At 44.7% G+C, this 15,680-nt stretch carries 14 protein-coding genes and 8 tRNA genes; all 22 read right to left on the minus strand.

The features are described from left to right. Positions 1-123 precede the first annotated feature (123 nt). Positions 124-564, minus strand: coding sequence for a helix-turn-helix transcriptional regulator (locus OCV70_RS18140; protein WP_021926326.1), 441 nt, complete (start codon positions 562-564; stop codon positions 124-126). 219 nt (positions 565-783) lie between these two features. Further along, a complete protein-coding gene (locus tag OCV70_RS18145) occupies positions 784-2,088 on the minus strand; it encodes a DUF4179 domain-containing protein (RefSeq protein WP_262579970.1) in 1,305 nt (434 codons plus the stop codon). After that, positions 2,085-2,642: an RNA polymerase sigma factor gene (locus OCV70_RS18150; RefSeq protein WP_173765104.1), complete on the minus strand. Its 558-nt coding sequence runs from the start codon at positions 2,640-2,642 to the stop codon at positions 2,085-2,087. Before OCV70_RS18150 ends, OCV70_RS18145 begins: the two co-directional genes overlap by 4 nt. A gap of 218 nt (positions 2,643-2,860) precedes the next feature. Continuing rightward, positions 2,861-2,934: transfer RNA gene (locus tag OCV70_RS18155), tRNA-Arg, on the minus strand. A 173-nt stretch (positions 2,935-3,107) separates the two neighbouring features. Continuing rightward, positions 3,108-3,557, minus strand: a complete 450-nt coding sequence (locus OCV70_RS18160) for a hypothetical protein (RefSeq protein ID WP_195587058.1) — start codon at positions 3,555-3,557, stop codon at positions 3,108-3,110. Between the two features lie 125 nt (positions 3,558-3,682). Further along, a complete protein-coding gene (locus OCV70_RS18165; RefSeq protein WP_262579971.1) occupies positions 3,683-5,074 on the minus strand; it encodes an aminopeptidase in 1,392 nt (463 codons plus the stop codon). A 229-nt stretch (positions 5,075-5,303) separates the two neighbouring features. Next, positions 5,304-7,034, minus strand: a complete 1,731-nt coding sequence (locus OCV70_RS18170) for an ABC-ATPase domain-containing protein (RefSeq protein ID WP_021926321.1) — start codon at positions 7,032-7,034, stop codon at positions 5,304-5,306. 589 nt (positions 7,035-7,623) lie between these two features. Continuing rightward, positions 7,624-8,355: a histidine phosphatase family protein gene (locus OCV70_RS18175; RefSeq protein WP_262579972.1), complete on the minus strand. Its 732-nt coding sequence runs from the start codon at positions 8,353-8,355 to the stop codon at positions 7,624-7,626. Between the two features lie 44 nt (positions 8,356-8,399). Further along, positions 8,400-9,116 carry a GDSL-type esterase/lipase family protein gene (locus OCV70_RS18180; RefSeq protein ID WP_173765099.1) on the minus strand — a complete coding sequence of 239 codons (717 nt, stop codon included), beginning with the start codon at positions 9,114-9,116 and terminating at the stop codon, positions 8,400-8,402. Between the two features lie 187 nt (positions 9,117-9,303). After that, positions 9,304-9,618, minus strand: a complete 315-nt coding sequence (locus OCV70_RS18185) for a hypothetical protein (RefSeq protein WP_021926318.1) — start codon at positions 9,616-9,618, stop codon at positions 9,304-9,306. Between the two features lie 166 nt (positions 9,619-9,784). Beyond that, on the minus strand, positions 9,785-10,543 hold the full coding sequence (locus OCV70_RS18190) for a sugar phosphate isomerase/epimerase family protein (RefSeq protein ID WP_173765097.1): 759 nt from the start codon (positions 10,541-10,543) through the stop codon (positions 9,785-9,787). A 68-nt stretch (positions 10,544-10,611) separates the two neighbouring features. Beyond that, entirely contained in the window at positions 10,612-11,865 is a 1,254-nt protein-coding gene (locus OCV70_RS18195) for a heme ABC transporter ATP-binding protein (protein ID WP_262579974.1), read from the minus strand. Next, positions 11,852-12,892: a FecCD family ABC transporter permease gene (locus tag OCV70_RS18200; RefSeq protein ID WP_262579975.1), complete on the minus strand. Its 1,041-nt coding sequence runs from the start codon at positions 12,890-12,892 to the stop codon at positions 11,852-11,854. The genes OCV70_RS18195 and OCV70_RS18200 overlap by 14 nt, the downstream gene beginning before the upstream one ends. A 121-nt stretch (positions 12,893-13,013) precedes the next feature. After that, entirely contained in the window at positions 13,014-13,925 is a 912-nt protein-coding gene (locus OCV70_RS18205) for an ABC transporter substrate-binding protein (protein WP_262579976.1), read from the minus strand. Positions 13,926-14,203: 278 nt separating this feature from the next. Then, the gene (locus tag OCV70_RS18210) at positions 14,204-14,830 is read right to left on the minus strand and encodes a lactate utilization protein (protein WP_262579977.1); all 627 of its coding nucleotides are present in this window, start codon (positions 14,828-14,830) and stop codon (positions 14,204-14,206) included. A 74-nt stretch (positions 14,831-14,904) separates the two neighbouring features. Next, positions 14,905-14,990: transfer RNA gene (locus tag OCV70_RS18215), tRNA-Leu, on the minus strand. A 3-nt stretch (positions 14,991-14,993) separates the two neighbouring features. After that, positions 14,994-15,066: transfer RNA gene (locus OCV70_RS18220), tRNA-Val, on the minus strand. A 39-nt stretch (positions 15,067-15,105) separates the two neighbouring features. Beyond that, positions 15,106-15,179, minus strand: a tRNA-Asp gene (locus tag OCV70_RS18225). Between the two features lie 20 nt (positions 15,180-15,199). Further along, positions 15,200-15,273 (minus strand) — tRNA-Ile (locus OCV70_RS18230). A gap of 4 nt (positions 15,274-15,277) precedes the next feature. After that, positions 15,278-15,350: transfer RNA gene (locus tag OCV70_RS18235), tRNA-Thr, on the minus strand. 79 nt (positions 15,351-15,429) lie between these two features. After that, positions 15,430-15,501: transfer RNA gene (locus OCV70_RS18240), tRNA-Glu, on the minus strand. Positions 15,502-15,519: 18 nt separating this feature from the next. Next, positions 15,520-15,592, minus strand: a tRNA-Asn gene (locus OCV70_RS18245). Between the last annotated feature and the right edge of the window lie 88 nt (positions 15,593-15,680).

Below are 15,680 nucleotides of genomic sequence, written 5' to 3' on the forward strand. Positions count from 1 at the left end.
TCCTTTCATTGTATTCCCTACAAATAGGATAGCACATTTTGTTGAAGTTTCTTTATATTTATTTTATCTAGCACAACAAGTTAACTTAATAATTCACGCCAGATTTTCATGCCTTTTCCCCCCTCAACGCTCTTCGTCTTCTTTCATATATCGGAACAGTTTTTTATCATATTTAGCTTCACGGTACCATCCGATTCCGATCATGACCACGCCTAACGCAATGGTAACCGTTCTGGCCATAGTATCTGCTGAGAACAGGCAGGTAATCACAATTCCGGTACCTGCGCCTGTGAAAAAATCAATAACAGATTTTTCCCGTTTCAATGTTCCCAGCACTCTTTCTTTATCCATGGTTTTTACCATCTTGACATCTTCTTTTATTAAGACGTCCAGGGAAATGTCGAAACGGTTGCTGATGTCTATAAGAATCTGCAGATCCGGATAGCTCTTCTCATTTTCCCAGTTGGATACGGTCTGCCTGGTGACGTGAAATATTTTTCCAAATTCCTCCTGGGTTAATCCTTTTTCTTTTCGAATTTTCAGTATCTGACTGCCTATGTTCATATTTGCTTCGCTCCTGTTCTTCCAGTCGTTTTTGCTTTCTTACATGAGATTATAGAAAAAAAACGGCCAAATGAAAAGCAATTTGCCTTTTACACCAGAAAAACAGACGCGCAAAGCTTCTTTGACAAGGGATTTTTGAGTTAGAATAGCATTTTCAGAGTGTATTTCTGTAAATATGAGATGCTTTTTGCAGCAGGCTCTGGCATTCATTCTCTCCTATCATTTAAGTTGAATCTTAATCTTATTCCCAACGGCAATTCCATAATCTGAGTCATCCTCAATGCCAGCTTCTCCCCAGGCATCACTTTCTTCTGTTCCATAAAGCTCGTCATCCGCATTTTCTTTTGGATCCATGTTATCCTGTATCTCTATTTCAGTAGGCGCGTCTGCCCCTCCAATAATTGCGGTTTCAACTGGATCATCCGTAGTCAACACTGTTCCATCGTCAAAAATAATATCCGCATCTGACGCCATGTAACGCTCACGAGCATAAAGCTGCAATTCCAAACCATCGCTGTCAATGTCCGGAAGCAAAAGTACAGGGCCGTCAGAATCCAGCTGATACATACCCCAGAAACTGGTTTTGAAGCTCCAGTGAGGTTTGCCATCCCCCGATTCATTGCTTAGTTCATACTGCACCTGATTTCCTTTACTGTCTGTTCCGACAAGTATCATCTCATAATTATTGTACAGTTTTTCCGCAAGTTCTTCCGGAACTTCTGCTGTCATTGTACTTTGCAGTTTATTCATGGAAAAATCGGTTAATTTAATGGTTCCTTCATCCGTTTCAATGGAAACGTCTTCCAGTTTTTTGTGAACAGTCTGCTTCATAAGTTCCTCATGCGGGATAGAAAAGTCAAACTCAAACTCCGCGAAATAATCTTCGCCTAAATTTTCATCTCTATAGGCACCAAGCACCAAATGTACTTCCGGATTCTCCCCCAAATCTCCATCAGTGGAAAAGCGGGATTCCAGAACAGCATCATAGACATTTTCATCCAGTCCTGTATTTAATAACTCTTCTTCTGAATACGGCAGATAGCTTCCGCTTTCGTACTCATTCATTTTCTGCCCGTTTATGGTAGTTTTGTGATAATCAATATCAAGTTGTGTATTTGCAAAAGTCAGTGCATCCTGATCAGGATCTGCCTCTTCCTGACCAGAAGCTGTTTTTTCTGCATGCACCTTTGCCAGCAAAACTCCATCATCCAGAACTACCTCTTTTAAGGTTACGGTAATTCCTTTGTCCGTCTGAGAAGTGTTTAATACTTCTGTGTAGGAAGCAATACTCTTGGGAAAACCTAGCGTCTCTTCTATAGACAATGTAAGATTTTTCATTGCGGCCTGTACCTTCGGGTTTGAAAAAATTACGGAGCCCAATGCCACGATCACGCATGCTGCTGCCGCTCTGCTCCAAAACGTTGGTGTCCAGATGTTCTTTTTTCCCTTCCATTCCTCTTCTGCTTCACTGATGTACTTCGAATCAATATTTCCGAATTCTTTTGAAAAATCAAATTTCTTCATAGGCGGCCTCCTTCTTTTTCCAGCACCTTCTGCAGTTTCTTTCGATTTCTGTACAGATTCATTTTTACACTTCCAGCTGACATATGATGTCTTTTGGAAATTGCGGCAATAGAATCCAGAAACCAGTATCTTCTTACAAAAATATCCCGGTCTTCGGCTTTCAGCTTTCCAAGAAAATCATTGATGACTTTCAGCAGCTCTTTTTCTGCCAGCTGATCGTCCATGGTATACGCAATATTTAGCTGATCCATTTCACCAAGAACATCTGCCATATGAACGTCCGGACGCTTCCCGGCATGCTTTTTCCTCAGACGGTCAATACTAAGATTTCTTGTAATCTGACCGCAAAACTGGGCTAAAGCCAAAGGGCGTGCAGGAGGAATCCGCGACCAGACCGAAAACCAGGTGTCGTTCAGGCATTCCTCGGCATCCTCTTTATTTGCAAGTAAATTCCAGGCAATCTTATAGCAGTAGGGATGATATTTCGCACTTACTGCTTCAATTGCTTTCTCATCTCTTGCCAAAAATAAATCTATAATCTCATTGTCTTTCATTTACAGATTATCCTCCAGGTTTCTAGAGCGTGCCCCCAAAAGGCTTTCTGCAAGATGTGCGTCACAATTTGGGGGCGCGCTATAAGATTGTAAGGCGCCTTGTGAATGGAAATCCTCCATTGGAATTTTTCCATTCATAGTATATATCGTAAAAAACGAAAGATGGTAACAAAAAAAATCGGAACCACTGATTTCTCAATGATTCCGATTCTTAGTTACGTGTGTTAGAGGATTCGAACCCCCGGCCTTTTGGTCCGTAGCCAAACGCTCTATCCAGCTGAGCTAAACACACATTTGATTCTTACGAGTTTCTTACGCTCTTGCGTTTCTCCCTCGCAACAATGAGTATTCTACACGATACCTACTGTTTTGTCAACACCTTTTTTGAATTTTTTTATTTATTTTTTTGTATGTTTTTTTCGTGTTATTGGTACGATTTGATGTGCAACCCATACTACCGTTATTTTACTGCTTTTCGGCGTTCTTTGCCTGCCAGTTGAGGATGGCTCCTACCATGTAAATTGCCGGGAACATGAGCATGCGGATTACAGATGCAGGATCAAATTCGCCAAAATTCATAGTGACCATCACTTCCGCAATAACCTCCGCAACCAGAAGGATTCCCATTCCTATGCACATTCCTGCGTTTTTTATATTGCCTGCCTGTTTCACGCCCACTACGCCTGCTGCCAGGTAGATTACTCCTGCTGCCAGGACCATCACTGTACTTGCCACCAGCTGGGTATAGGTCATATTATTCTGCTGAAGATACTCTATCACCGCACTGTCAGCGCTGCCTCTTGTTGCCAGGGAAAGTGTGTTTCCGCTGCCAAATGCCAGCATTACCCCCAGAAAAAGGAGGAGCATGCCGCCCACTTTCAGGATGGTTTCCCCAGGTGCCTGTTTTTTTATCATACTGTTTTCTCCCCATTTAAATATTCATCTGCGTTATTTTCCAAATTTGAATGGCTCACTTAACTGCCAGAAAAATATCGGACAGACATCATGTCAATGTCTGCCCGGTACTTTCATTCATTCTATTATGCATCCAGAAGGAATGCCTTGTAAGCCTTATAAGCTTCGTATACATCTGCCTTGCTTGTAACCTCCCACGGTGCATGCATGCTGAGAACAGATACGCCGCTGTCGATTACTTCCATTTCATAAAGAGCAGCAATATAAGCGATGGTTCCGCCGCCGCCCACATCTACCTTGCCAAGCTCTGCAGTCTGGAAAAATACATTGTGATCGTTGAAAATCTTGCGGACTCTTGCCACATACTCAGCGTTGGCATCATTGGAACCGGATTTTCCGCGGGCTCCAGTAAACTTGTTCAGCACAATACCTCTTCCAAGATATGCAGAATTCTTTTTCTCAAAAGCTTCTGCAAATGCAGGATCATATCCAGCACTTACATCAGAGGAGAGCATGCTGGAATTCTTCAGCGCCTTTCTCAGTCTCAGGTCAGAATACTGTCCCAGTGCATCCAGAACATCTGCTACGCTGTTCTCAAAGAAACGGGACTGCATACCGGTAGCTCCTACGCTTCCGATCTCTTCCTTATCAACCAGCAGACAGCAGCTTGTACGCTTTGGAGCTTTCAGCTCAAGAAGAGCCAGAAGGGAAGTGTATGCGCAAACTCTGTCATCCTGTCCGTAACCAGCAATCATGCTGCGGTCAAGTCCGCAGTCACGGGCCTTGCCAGCCGGCACAATTTCAAGCTCTGCGGAAAGGAAATCTTCCTCTTCCACACCATATTTCTCATTCAGGATGCGAAGAACATTCTCTTTCACAGCTTCTTTCTTCTTATCATCCGGAAGATCTGCAAGAGGACGGCTTCCAATGAGGATATCTAGCTTCTCACCCTCTACAACCTCGGAAGCTTTCTTTGCCATCTGCTGTCCTGCAAGATGAATCAGAAGGTCTGTGATATAAAGAACCGGATCTTCCTCATCCTCACCGATTGTTACATTCACAACGGTTCCGTCCTTCTTCACGATTACGCCGTGCATTGCCATAGGAAGGGCAACCCACTGGTATTTCTTCACACCGCCATAATAATGGGTGTCAAGATATGCAAGGTCTGTATCCTCATATAACGGATTCTGCTTGATATCCAGTCTTGGGGAATCGATGTGCGCGCAAAGGATATTCATACCTTCTGCCAGATCGTCCTCTCCAATATGATACAGGGCAATGATCTTCTTCATGCCAACTGTGTAAACCTTATCTCCTGCTTTGAGAGCCTCGCCTTTTTTCATCTTTTCTTCCAGGGAAACATAACCAGCCTCTTCGGCTTCTTTCACGATCTGTGTGATGCACTCACGCTCTGTTTTTCCCACATTTAAGAAATGACGGTATTTCTTTGCTACATCTTCCAGCTGATTCATATCAGCCTCGGAATATGAAAGCCATGCATTTGGACGTTCCATAAATCTATATCCACCTTTCTTCTGTTATCCTTGCAACACCAGGCCAATTCCAGAGCATGCAAACCGCAGAAATCATTTTTTCCACCGCTCTGGTCCCGGCGTTTTCCTCATCCAAAGTTCATTATAACGTATAACGAACCAAAAAGCTACTGACAAATGTGCTTTCCTGCACAAACTGATGGAGGTTTATTCCTGCACGCATGGGCAGCGCCGCGACAGTATTTCGCGTTTATGGTCTTCTGTAACGGTTGAAGCAGGCGTAAATTTCCTGTCTGCGGGGTACCGCATAGCCACAGGAAATGTAACCTTCTGCAAGGAAAGACATGTCTTCTTTTTCCAGTCGGTCACACAGAATCTCCACAATCTCCGGCAGGGTTCTTTTCCCGTCGATCAGTTTCTCTACGGCATACTTCAGAAGCCCGCCAAGGGCCTGGGTCTGCTCGCTGTCGATCAGCTGCTCAATATACCGCAGATCCACGTCCTGTTTGCCAATGGAAAAACCATCACGGCCGTGTACTTTTACCTTCAGGCGCTCTGGTTTATCCTGGGGCTTGAAATAGCCGTAATAGTCCTTTTTGGGGCTTTTGGACGGTGCCGCCTTGGACATGATCCGATGGCTGTGAGGCAGGCAGAATTCGGATGCTGTGCTTTCATTTAAAGGATAGTCCCCGCAAAGCTTCCGCGCCTTATCCGTAATATCCACAGGCCTGTAATTGTCCATCTGAATCACCGTATCCGCAATATGGAAAAATGCGCCGGAGCTTCCGGCCACCAAAATAGTAGAAATCCCTGCTTTCTCATACAGGTCACGGGCACGCTCCAGAAATGGAGTGATGGGCTCTTTTTCCCGGCTGATTACCCGCTGCATAAAGGCATCCCGTACCATAAAATTGGTTGCAGAGGTATCCTCATCCAACAGGAAAACATGGCTTCCCGCCTCGATTCCCTCCACAATTCCAGCTGCCTGGGAAGTACTTCCGCTGGCATCCTCTGTGGAAAAACAACTGGTGTCTTTTTTGTTTGGAAGATCATTGATGAACAGGGAAATATCCACATCCTTTATAAATCGTCCGTCCTCAGAACGCAGCTTCTGGGCAGTGGAATCGGTAATCACATATTCCCTGCCATCCCCCTGGATATGATTGTATACGCCCAGTTCCAGAGCATTCAAAAGGGTAGATTTGCCGTGATAGCCTCCGCCGACAATCAAAGTGATTCCTTTCGGAATTCCCATGCCTGTGATCCTTCCTTTGTGAGGAAGCTCCATGGTCACCCGCAGGCTTTCCGGGGAAGAAAAGTCCACGCAGTTTTTCATCGGTCTGGAAGAAATTCCGCTTTCTCTTGGCAAAACCGCGCCATCGTTTACAAAAGCCGCAAGGGAACGTCTGGAAATCTCCTCACGGATAAACTGCTGATCTTCTGCCAGAAATATGGCATTTTCCAGATCTTTTCCACTTAAATTCCGGTAGAAGAATGCTTTTTCCACACAAACAGGGAGAAACTCAAAGAAAATCTTCTCCAATTCACCTGAATTGATGGTTCGTCCATTCGCCGGGAATCCCACGAAAAATCTGGCAATGATTCCCTGCTCTGTAATCTCACAGGCAGTTCGCTCCAGAACCTCCTGTCCGCACTTCGTCACAGAAATCAGGCCGCTTTTCCCGGAACCTTTGGCGCGGAATGTATAGCGGTTCACCTGCTGCTCAAACTGGCGGGTAAGATAATCCGCAAGCGTAATTCTGGTAAGATGATCTTTATAATACGCAGCGGGAAAGCCTGCTGCCTTATGGGAAATTTTTACGCTCACATGAGATGGGGATGCAAAGGGATCTCCCTGTACATGGTCGATTGCTAAAATATATTTCTGAAACTGGTAAACACCTTTCAAAGACTTGTAAGCAGGATAGCTCTTTCGGTTAATAGACCGCAGAAGCTCCTGCAGCTGAATTGCTGACTGCATATGGATCCTCCATTTTTTTGCATATTTTATTATAAAATGCCAATACTGCTATCCCCTAGTGTGCCGACAAGTTGATTCTTGTAACAATCTTGCAGGATAAATTTTTTATTTCAAGGCGGAGGAAGGAGGCGTAGCGGTGGCTACGGCGACCGACGACAACGCAGAAATAAGAAATTTAGACGCAAGATTGTTCTAGAAATCAGCTTGTCGGTACACTAGCAGCATTTAGCTTAATTGCTCAGGCATAATATTGTCTGTATCCTTTACTATAGTCAATCCTTCAGAACTTGTCCAGATATGCTTTTGCACAACGTAAAACCACCGCCCAGTCGACGTTCTTGCCAACAGACGGTGGTTTATTTATACATTTTTAGGGAAAGGAAAGAGTTTTTCTTAAGAGTTCTCTCTCTTAAGATGTATATATCATATCGCATAAATGTGAGAAATATTTGTCCAAATTCTAATAATTTTATAAAATTTCTAAAATGAAAATAATGAACTCGTAACTGAATACGAAACTTGCTATTACTGACTCTGTTTTTCCCTGTCGCCTATAACACAAATGGAATTTTTATTCAATAAAAAGTTCTTAATCGTGTCTCTGATCTTTATTTCCATAGGCTTCGCAGAATCTTGCGGCGAAAGCCGGCGGCTCGTTGTTGGCATACAGGTGAGAAATATCACCGAAAGCGCTCATACGGAAGGCAGCGATACCCTGACGGCGTTCTTCGGTTGTCAGGGTTGTCACAGATGAGGGCGCAGCTACACAGCCATGCCATAACACCATGGGAGATACATTCAGCAGATGGCTGAGAAGCACGCATTCCAGTCCGAAATGACAGAAGAAAATAATGGTGTCGTTATTTTCCTCATTTACTTTATAATAATGGTCTTCTCTCTCATAACCATGCTTTGCCAGAACCTTATCGAATTCTCCGGTCACATGATCGTACATTTCCTTCACATGACCTTCCTGCATGGCCTCGTTCTCAAACCAGTGGTCATACTGGAAAAAGCGCTCGTCTGCCATCCAGTCCTGGGGCAGCCAGTCCCATGCAATAATTTTCTTATCCTTCACATCCGGGCGCCAGATCTGGCAGGGGAATTCCTGAAGCCACTCACATATCACTGCGGTTCTTCCCATTTTTTTCAGGGTTGGGGCTGCGGTGTCCCTGGCTCTTCCAAGAGGTGATACATAAAATGCCTTCACATCCAGCTTAGAAAGCTTCTGGGAAAGATATTCCACCTCTTTCCAGCCTTTTTCCGTAAGGGAATCTATATCATAATCCGGATCACCATGGCGCACAATCAATACTTTCATAATGTCACTCCTCGTTTTTTATTATTAACGATTTTAGCATATCTTCACAGATAATTCACCATGATTTTCTGTTCATTCAAAAGAAACATCCGCGCTGCTGCCAGAAATCTCCCGGATTTTTTCTGCCAGTATCTTCGCTGCCTTTTTGTGAGACAGATGTCCCGGATGCTCTCTGGATTGCATGCCCTTATTTTTCTTAAAAAATCAATCACAGCCTTTTCAACCTTTTCCATATCCCGGGTGCCGCTGCCGTCATTGGTTCCCAGGTTTACCACAACTACATCTGGCTGGAACTTCTGGAAATCCCATTTTTCCAGAGCGCCCAGTTCTTTATTTCGCTCACCATTTAAAAGGCCGCACACCTGCTCATAATACAGCGGAATCGCCTGCTGCTCATTGCCTTCCCAGGAACAGAAAACGCCCCAGCTGCTCTGGCTGATGCAGTGATATACCGCCCCAAGCTCTTTTGCTGCCATATATGCATAATGATCCACTGCATTGAAGCAGAATGAATTCCAGGTCATCTCCCTCTCTGCGCCGCTGCATCCTTCCCCGGAAGTAATACTGTCCCCAATCACTTCCATTCTAAGCTTTGGCTCCTCAAGCGGGAAAAATTCACCGTCTGTCTCAACACTTAGCACCTGAAGCAATGTTTTCTCATCTGTAGGAAATGCAGGTGTATCCCTAAGAAACTTTACATTTCTTACCTTGTCCCCTTCCATATTACGGAAAAGACAGATTTCTGTTGCTCTTACATTCAATTCAATTCCGGAGGCTGTCCAGAATAAGGTAACGGTCTCCAGACTGTCGTTGGTTCTTCCAAGTACTCTTAAATATGGAAAAGATATTTATCCAAAAGCCAAAAAAGAGTTATTGCAATATGGCTTCCCAGCAGTTTTCTGCTTCTGGCACAGCCACACTTGCAATAACTCTTTTCCTGTTTTAACTTTACAAAATTCCTGTTGTCGCAGCAACAGTGTCTTTGAGCATTCCAAGCCCCTTCAGCAGATTGATGGTATCCCGCACTCCTGCCGCATAGGACAGATCAGAATACCTCTCATCCCTTGTCTGCATGCAGGCGATATAATCGTCAATTACACGCTTCACAGTATGAGGGAGCTGCAGCTGTTCGTATCTGCCTTCCAGATATTTCAGATCTTCATTGTCCTGTTTGATATAGGAATCCTCTTCATCTACTCTATCCTGTTCCTTCACCATCTTCTCAATATTTTGAAGCATGATCATTCTTGTTGTCATTTCCATTGTATTTTCCTCCTGATATGTACTGATTACGCACAGTTCATTAGTAGCTTACTATTTTTCCCTTGCACTTTCCGTCATTATTCTACTTTTTATATCAGAATTTTGCAACAAGAATCGTCCGACAACTTGTACTATAATTCGACAAAAGAGGTCCATCCGGCACTGCTCATACTCCGCAAAAGTCACTGGCATACAGGCTTTCAAGGCATGCCTGTACGTCTTCTTTTTTCATGCATTCAATGGTCCAGGTACGCCCCTGATCCTGGGGCAAAAGCTTCAGGACTTCTTTCCATGGAAGATTTCCCTTTCCCAGACCAATATGAGAATCCCGGTCACCGCAGTTGTCATGGACATGGACATGAGACACATAAGGTGCCAGATTTTCCGCCCATTTTCGAGCATCTACGGTGGAATAGCAGTGCGCATGTCCTATATCCAGGCAAAGCTTGAAATTGGGCTGATTTACCCGCTGGTAAACATCCAGAAGCAGTTCCCAGTCGTTATCAAACACATTTTCCAGAACAATCTCGATTTCCCGCCTATCCTCCATAAATTCCTGCCAGAAAACAGACACATGATCTGCCCAGCCTTCTTTGTAATAGGCATACGGGTTCATTCCTGAGTGAAAAACGATCTTCTTTGCACCAAGCTCCAGCCCGGCCTCATAGCACTGGGAAAAACGGGTCATGGTGGCTTCCCTTACCAGACTGTCGTAAGCGCAGGGATTCACATCCAGAAATGGGCCGTGCAGAATCAGTTGGTCCGTTCCCATATATTTTAATTTTTCCCGACAATACTCTATAGACCTGGAAAGCTGATCCAGGTTGTCCGAAATGGAAAAATCAATGCTCTCCACTCCTACACCGTATTTTTCCACAAAGAATTTCATTTTCTCATCCGGAATGAGATGACTGATGTATATCATTTTTGTTCTCCGTTACACTTTTTTATTTTGCCCAGCTGAAAATCGTTGGCAATGCTGCATTTCTGAGCTTACAGCCAGTCCCCGGCGTTGAATTTTTCATAAAAATGAATTTCTTTTATTTTCTGTATTTCATCCAGTCTTCTTTGCAGCTGTCCATGCGTAAAATCCTGGTTCAATATATTTTTATGAATATAAAGTTCTCCCTTCACGTGTTCCAGCCCGTCCAGATTGCGGATATTGGCCTCTCCGAAGGGAATGTCTGCAACGATCACCGCATCTGCATCTTTCATAAGCTCCAGATTCTTTGCCAGCTCCTCCTGGCCAACGGTCTGAAAAGAGCCGATTTCGACCCTTGGTATATCCAGATATTCACAGATCTCAGCATCGTCACTTTCCCGGTTCACAACTCCTGCTGTCACAGCATGGCCCATGTTGGTCAGCTGCTCCAGAATACGTACGCCGCCTTTTTCCCCGCAGATCACATGAATTCTGAGAGGTTTCGCTGTCTGTTTCTCGTCCATTACGCGAATGGGAATAATTTCCGGTTTTTCAATCAGAGGATTGTTTTTCACAAGAAGCCTCATTTCATACAGCTCTTCCATTTCCTGACGATTGATGATTTCCCGGGGCGTCCCGTCTGCCTTGACTTTTCCATCCTTTAAGATCACAATTCTGCTGCAGAATCTGGATGCCAGATTAATCTCATGGAGAACAGCAAGCACTGTAATATGTTCTTTCTCATTCAACTGGCGGATCAGTTCCATTACTTCGATCTGATGATGGAGATCCAGCGCGGAAGTGGGCTCATCCAGAAGAATAATCTCCGGCTGCTGGGTAATGGCTCTTGCCAGAATTACACGCTGCCGCTCACCGCCGCTCAGCTGATTGTAAAGCCGGTTTCGGAACATATCCGTCTTGGTCAGTTTCATGGCACGCTCTGCAATTTCCCGGTCTTCCTGGCTCTCACGATGGCGAAAATCAATGTATGGATTTCGTCCCATCATCACAATGTCTTCCACTGTAAAATCATAGTCCACGTAATAGGACTGCGGAACCACAGCTACCATCCGGGCACGTTCTTTCGGCTTTAACTTTCTGCTGTTTTTCCCGCAGATTTCAATTTCTCCGCTATTCAGAGGAAGCAGGCCGGATACACATTTGATCAGAGTGGATTTTCCCGTTCCATTTGACCCGATCAGCGCCACGTACTCGCCTTTTTTCACCTGAAAGCTTACATCTCGGAGTACTGTTTTTTCTCCATAACCCACAGCTGCATGGGAAAAAAAAGCATGGTCTGATTTTCGTCTTTCATGATACCCCACCGCCTTTCTTAGATTTTCGAAGCAGATACAGGAAAAATGGACCGCCGCAGATGGATGTGATAATTCCCACTGGAATTTCTGAGGTGGTCAGACTTCTGGCAGCCGTATCGCAGATTACCATAAATGCGCCGCCAAATACCATAGATACCGGAAGCAGCCTGCGGTGCTTGGGGCCTGTGAGCAGGCGTACCACATGGGGAACTACCAGGCCTACAAAGCCAATGATTCCGGTAACAGAAATCACCGATGCAGTGAGAAGACTGGACGCGAACAGGACTTTTCTTTTTACTAATTCAATATTTACACCTAACTGGGTTGCTGTTTCTTCTCCAGTGAGCATTACATCCAGTTCCCGGCAGGAAAGCAGCATGATCACAAGTCCGATGAGCACCCAGGGCAGCACTGCCGCAATCTGGTTCCAGCCTTTTCCATTCAAAGTTCCCATGGTCCAGAACATAATCTGATCCATGCTCTGTTTGTTCATCATCATGATAAAGGACATCAGTGCAGAAAGTGTGGAGTTGATTGCCACTCCCGACAGCAGCAGGGTTGCCACTGGAACTCGCCTGCCCACCCGGGAAATACTGTATACCAGGAATAATGTGGCAAAGGAGCCTGCAAATGCCAGAAGCATGGTGCTGTTAAACACGCCTATGCGAAATGTAAAATGGCATACGATTCCTACAGCAGCGCCCAAAGCGGCTCCTGATGAGATGCCCAGCACAAAGGGATCTGCCATTGGATTTTTGAAAATGCCCTGGTATCCGGCTCCGCTTACCGCAAGGGCAGCTCCGGTTATGAAACCCAGAATAATTCTGGGAAAACGAATGTTCCAGATGATAGTAATATTGCCTTTTGAGATTTCTTCCAGACTTACATTAAGATGAAACAGTTTGTTCAGCAAAATGCGGTTTGCATCACTTATGGATACAGAAGCTGCACCTGTAATGGTACATACCCAGACAATTCCAAGACAAAGAAGAACAGCCAGCACAAGAAATCCGGTTTTGCTTTTTTTGTTTTTCATATAGTTTTCCTTTTTGTATTTGGAAGCCTTCTGAATTCTTAAATATGATGATACAAAAGCAGGGGCAAATTCCTTGCCCCTTACTTTGTACTTCCATTATTAAATTTCAGAATTCCAATATTTACTCTGCGATTTCCGGATAAACAAGCTCAGCAAGTACTTTTAAGCCTTCTACGTAACGCGGGCCTGGTCTCTGGATCATGTCGCCTTCTACGCTGGAACCATCGATATAGATGAATCCGCCGTCTTCATTCAGGCATGCCAAATCAGAAAGTCCTGCAGTCTGCTGTACATCCTCAAGTGTGGAATACAGGGAAATGTATACGTCCGGATTTGCTTCCACAACTGCTTCTGCGGAAAGCTGCGGCCATGCGCTGTCTGCATCGGCTGCCACATTCTCTACCTTGATCATCTGCATGGAATTGTCCAGAAATGAAGATGGTCCGGCGCTGTAAAGGCTTCCTATATCGATAAATGCGCTTTTCTCTTCTTTCACATTCTCAAGCTCTGCGCTTAAGTCTGTCCACTCATCTTCCATGTTCTTTACAACTTCTTCTGCCTCTGCATCATGTCCGATGAGCTTTCCAAGTGTCTCGATGTTTTTCTCTGTGGACTCCAGATCACTTGCATTTGTGATAAAAATGGCGGTTCCGTTTTCTTCTAACTGCTGACGGATGTTGTCATCGATGAATCCGGATGCTACAACAAGATCTGGGGATTTGGATAAGATCAGCTCCATGTTTGGTTCCATGTATGTTCCGATAGAATCTACATCTGCAGCTTCTTCCGGATAATTGCAGTAGTCTGTTCTTCCAGTTACAGAATCGCCTGCTCCAAGAGCAAACAGGATCTCAGTGTCCACTGGTGCAAGAGATACAATGCTCTCTGGTGCTTTCTCCAGTGTAACTTCATTGCCAAAGTCGTCCATTACTGTAACAGGAAAAGCGTCTGTTTCCGCAAAGACAGTTGCACCTGATACCCAGACTGCACCTAATAAGGCAGTTGCTGCTGCAAATAATGTAGCTTTTTTCATTTTGGAAAATTCCTCCTGTAGGTTCATTTCATTTTTATCCGCGTATCTTTTATTGTACCTTATCTAAAGGGATAAAGCTAGTGTGCCGACAAGTTGATTCTTGTAGCAATCTTGCAGGATAAATTTTTTATTTCAAGGCGGAGGAAGGAGGCGTAGCGGTGGCTACGGCGACCGACGACAACGCAGAAATAAGAAATTTAGACGCAAGATTGTTCCAGAAATCAACTTGTTGGCACACTAGTTGTAGAGAGGGATTATTTTTTCCAAATTATTCTATATTAGAATCCCAGTGTATCATTTACCAGAATTACATGGATTCTGCCTTCGTGACGGGAATATCTTGTAATCAGGAACTGGCAGCATATTGTATCCGGGGATTTGCAGTCGAAGCATTTGCCGATTTCTTTGCATGGAGTTTTGACATCGAATCTCTGGGCATTGGCTGGGGCTGCTACATTTCTGGCACGTTTCATTGCTGCGTCAAGGTCGGAACAGACTTTGTTCATTCCCACGATGAATACTACTTTTCTTGGACCCTGGGCAATGCAGGAGACACGATTGGAATTTCCATCAATGTTGACCATAACGCCATCGCTTGTGATTGCATTTGCGCTGGAAAGGAATACATCTGCATCATATGCCGCCATAAGGCTTTCTCTTGGAGACATTTTACTGCGGTCAAGGTAGTTGTAATTGCCATCTTCTAAGGCACTGATCAGCCCTACTTCGGAAGCGCTGGCACAGCCGCCCATTGCAATGGTGCTGCCTTCTGGAATAAGCTCTAATGCCTGCTTCACAGCAGCTTCTTTATCTGCCGCATAGTAGCCGGACATATTGCGGGACTCCAGCCCTTTAATCACCGTCTTCGCCAGGATCTCGTTTCTTTTCTTCATGTTTTCATCCATAATTTTTAACCTCCTGTATTGTGTATATTCGTATATATCAAAAAAGCCCTTGGAAATCCAAGAGCTTTTAATCATGCCGCAGACCGGAATCGAACCGGTACGGGTATCACTACCCACGGGATTTTAAGTCCCGGGCGTCTGCCAGTTCCGCCACTGCGGCATATGGGACCTATAGGGCTCGAACCTATGACCCTCTGCTTGTAAGGCAGATGCTCTCCCAGCTGAGCTAAGATCCCATAAATAAAAGATATTTAATTAGCTGTTAAAAACAGCAGCGACCCGGAAGAGACTCGAACTCTCGACCTCCGCCGTGACAGGGCGGCGCTCCAACCAACTGAGCCACCGGGCCAGGAAAATATTAAATTAAAATGGACCTTCGGGGACTCGAACCCAGGACCGACCGGTTATGAGCCGGTTGCTCTAACCAACTGAGCTAAAGGTCCAAAAAGCCGATGATCGGACTCGAACCGATAACCTGCTGATTACAAATCAGCTGCTCTGCCAATTGAGCCACATCGGCATAATACTTATGAAGTGTATTATACAACAAATGTCAGAGTAAAGCCACACCAAAATCACATTTATATTTAATTTTTCAATGACTCCAAGGGGATTTGAACCCCTGTTACCGCCGTGAAAGGGCGGTGTCTTAACCGCTTGACCATGGAGCCGAATGTTTCCATAAAAAACTCCCCCTGTTGGACTCGAACCAACGACACTTCGGTTAACAGCCGAATGCTCTACCGACTGAGCTAAGGAGGAATAAAGGTTTGCACCTTCAAAACTACATACATGTTACATCCTTGTTCGGAATTTGTCAAGAATCTTTTTTCAACCTTGCGATTGTTGG

This window comes from Blautia acetigignens (assembly GCF_025566865.1).
GTDB lineage: Bacteria > Bacillota > Clostridia > Lachnospirales > Lachnospiraceae > Blautia_A > Blautia_A acetigignens.

Bases quoted from the DNA above. Each gene is read 5' to 3' on its own strand.
- OCV70_RS18140 (WP_021926326.1), bottom strand. From the start codon at position 564: ATGAACATAGGCAGTCAGATACTGAAAATTCGAAAAGAAAAAGGATTA.
- OCV70_RS18145 (WP_262579970.1), bottom strand. From the start codon at position 2,088: ATGAAGAAATTTGATTTTTCAAAAGAATTCGGAAATATTGATTCGAAG.
- OCV70_RS18150 (WP_173765104.1), bottom strand. From the start codon at position 2,642: ATGAAAGACAATGAGATTATAGATTTATTTTTGGCAAGAGATGAGAAA.
- OCV70_RS18160 (WP_195587058.1), bottom strand. From the start codon at position 3,557: ATGATAAAAAAACAGGCACCTGGGGAAACCATCCTGAAAGTGGGCGGC.
- OCV70_RS18165 (WP_262579971.1), bottom strand. From the start codon at position 5,074: ATGGAACGTCCAAATGCATGGCTTTCATATTCCGAGGCTGATATGAAT.
- OCV70_RS18170 (WP_021926321.1), bottom strand. From the start codon at position 7,034: ATGCAGTCAGCAATTCAGCTGCAGGAGCTTCTGCGGTCTATTAACCGA.
- OCV70_RS18175 (WP_262579972.1), bottom strand. From the start codon at position 8,355: ATGAAAGTATTGATTGTGCGCCATGGTGATCCGGATTATGATATAGAT.
- OCV70_RS18185 (WP_021926318.1), bottom strand. From the start codon at position 9,618: ATGGAAATGACAACAAGAATGATCATGCTTCAAAATATTGAGAAGATG.
- OCV70_RS18190 (WP_173765097.1), bottom strand. From the start codon at position 10,543: ATGATATACATCAGTCATCTCATTCCGGATGAGAAAATGAAATTCTTT.
- OCV70_RS18200 (WP_262579975.1), bottom strand. From the start codon at position 12,892: ATGAAAAACAAAAAAAGCAAAACCGGATTTCTTGTGCTGGCTGTTCTT.
- OCV70_RS18205 (WP_262579976.1), bottom strand. From the start codon at position 13,925: ATGAAAAAAGCTACATTATTTGCAGCAGCAACTGCCTTATTAGGTGCA.
- OCV70_RS18210 (WP_262579977.1), bottom strand. From the start codon at position 14,830: ATGGATGAAAACATGAAGAAAAGAAACGAGATCCTGGCGAAGACGGTG.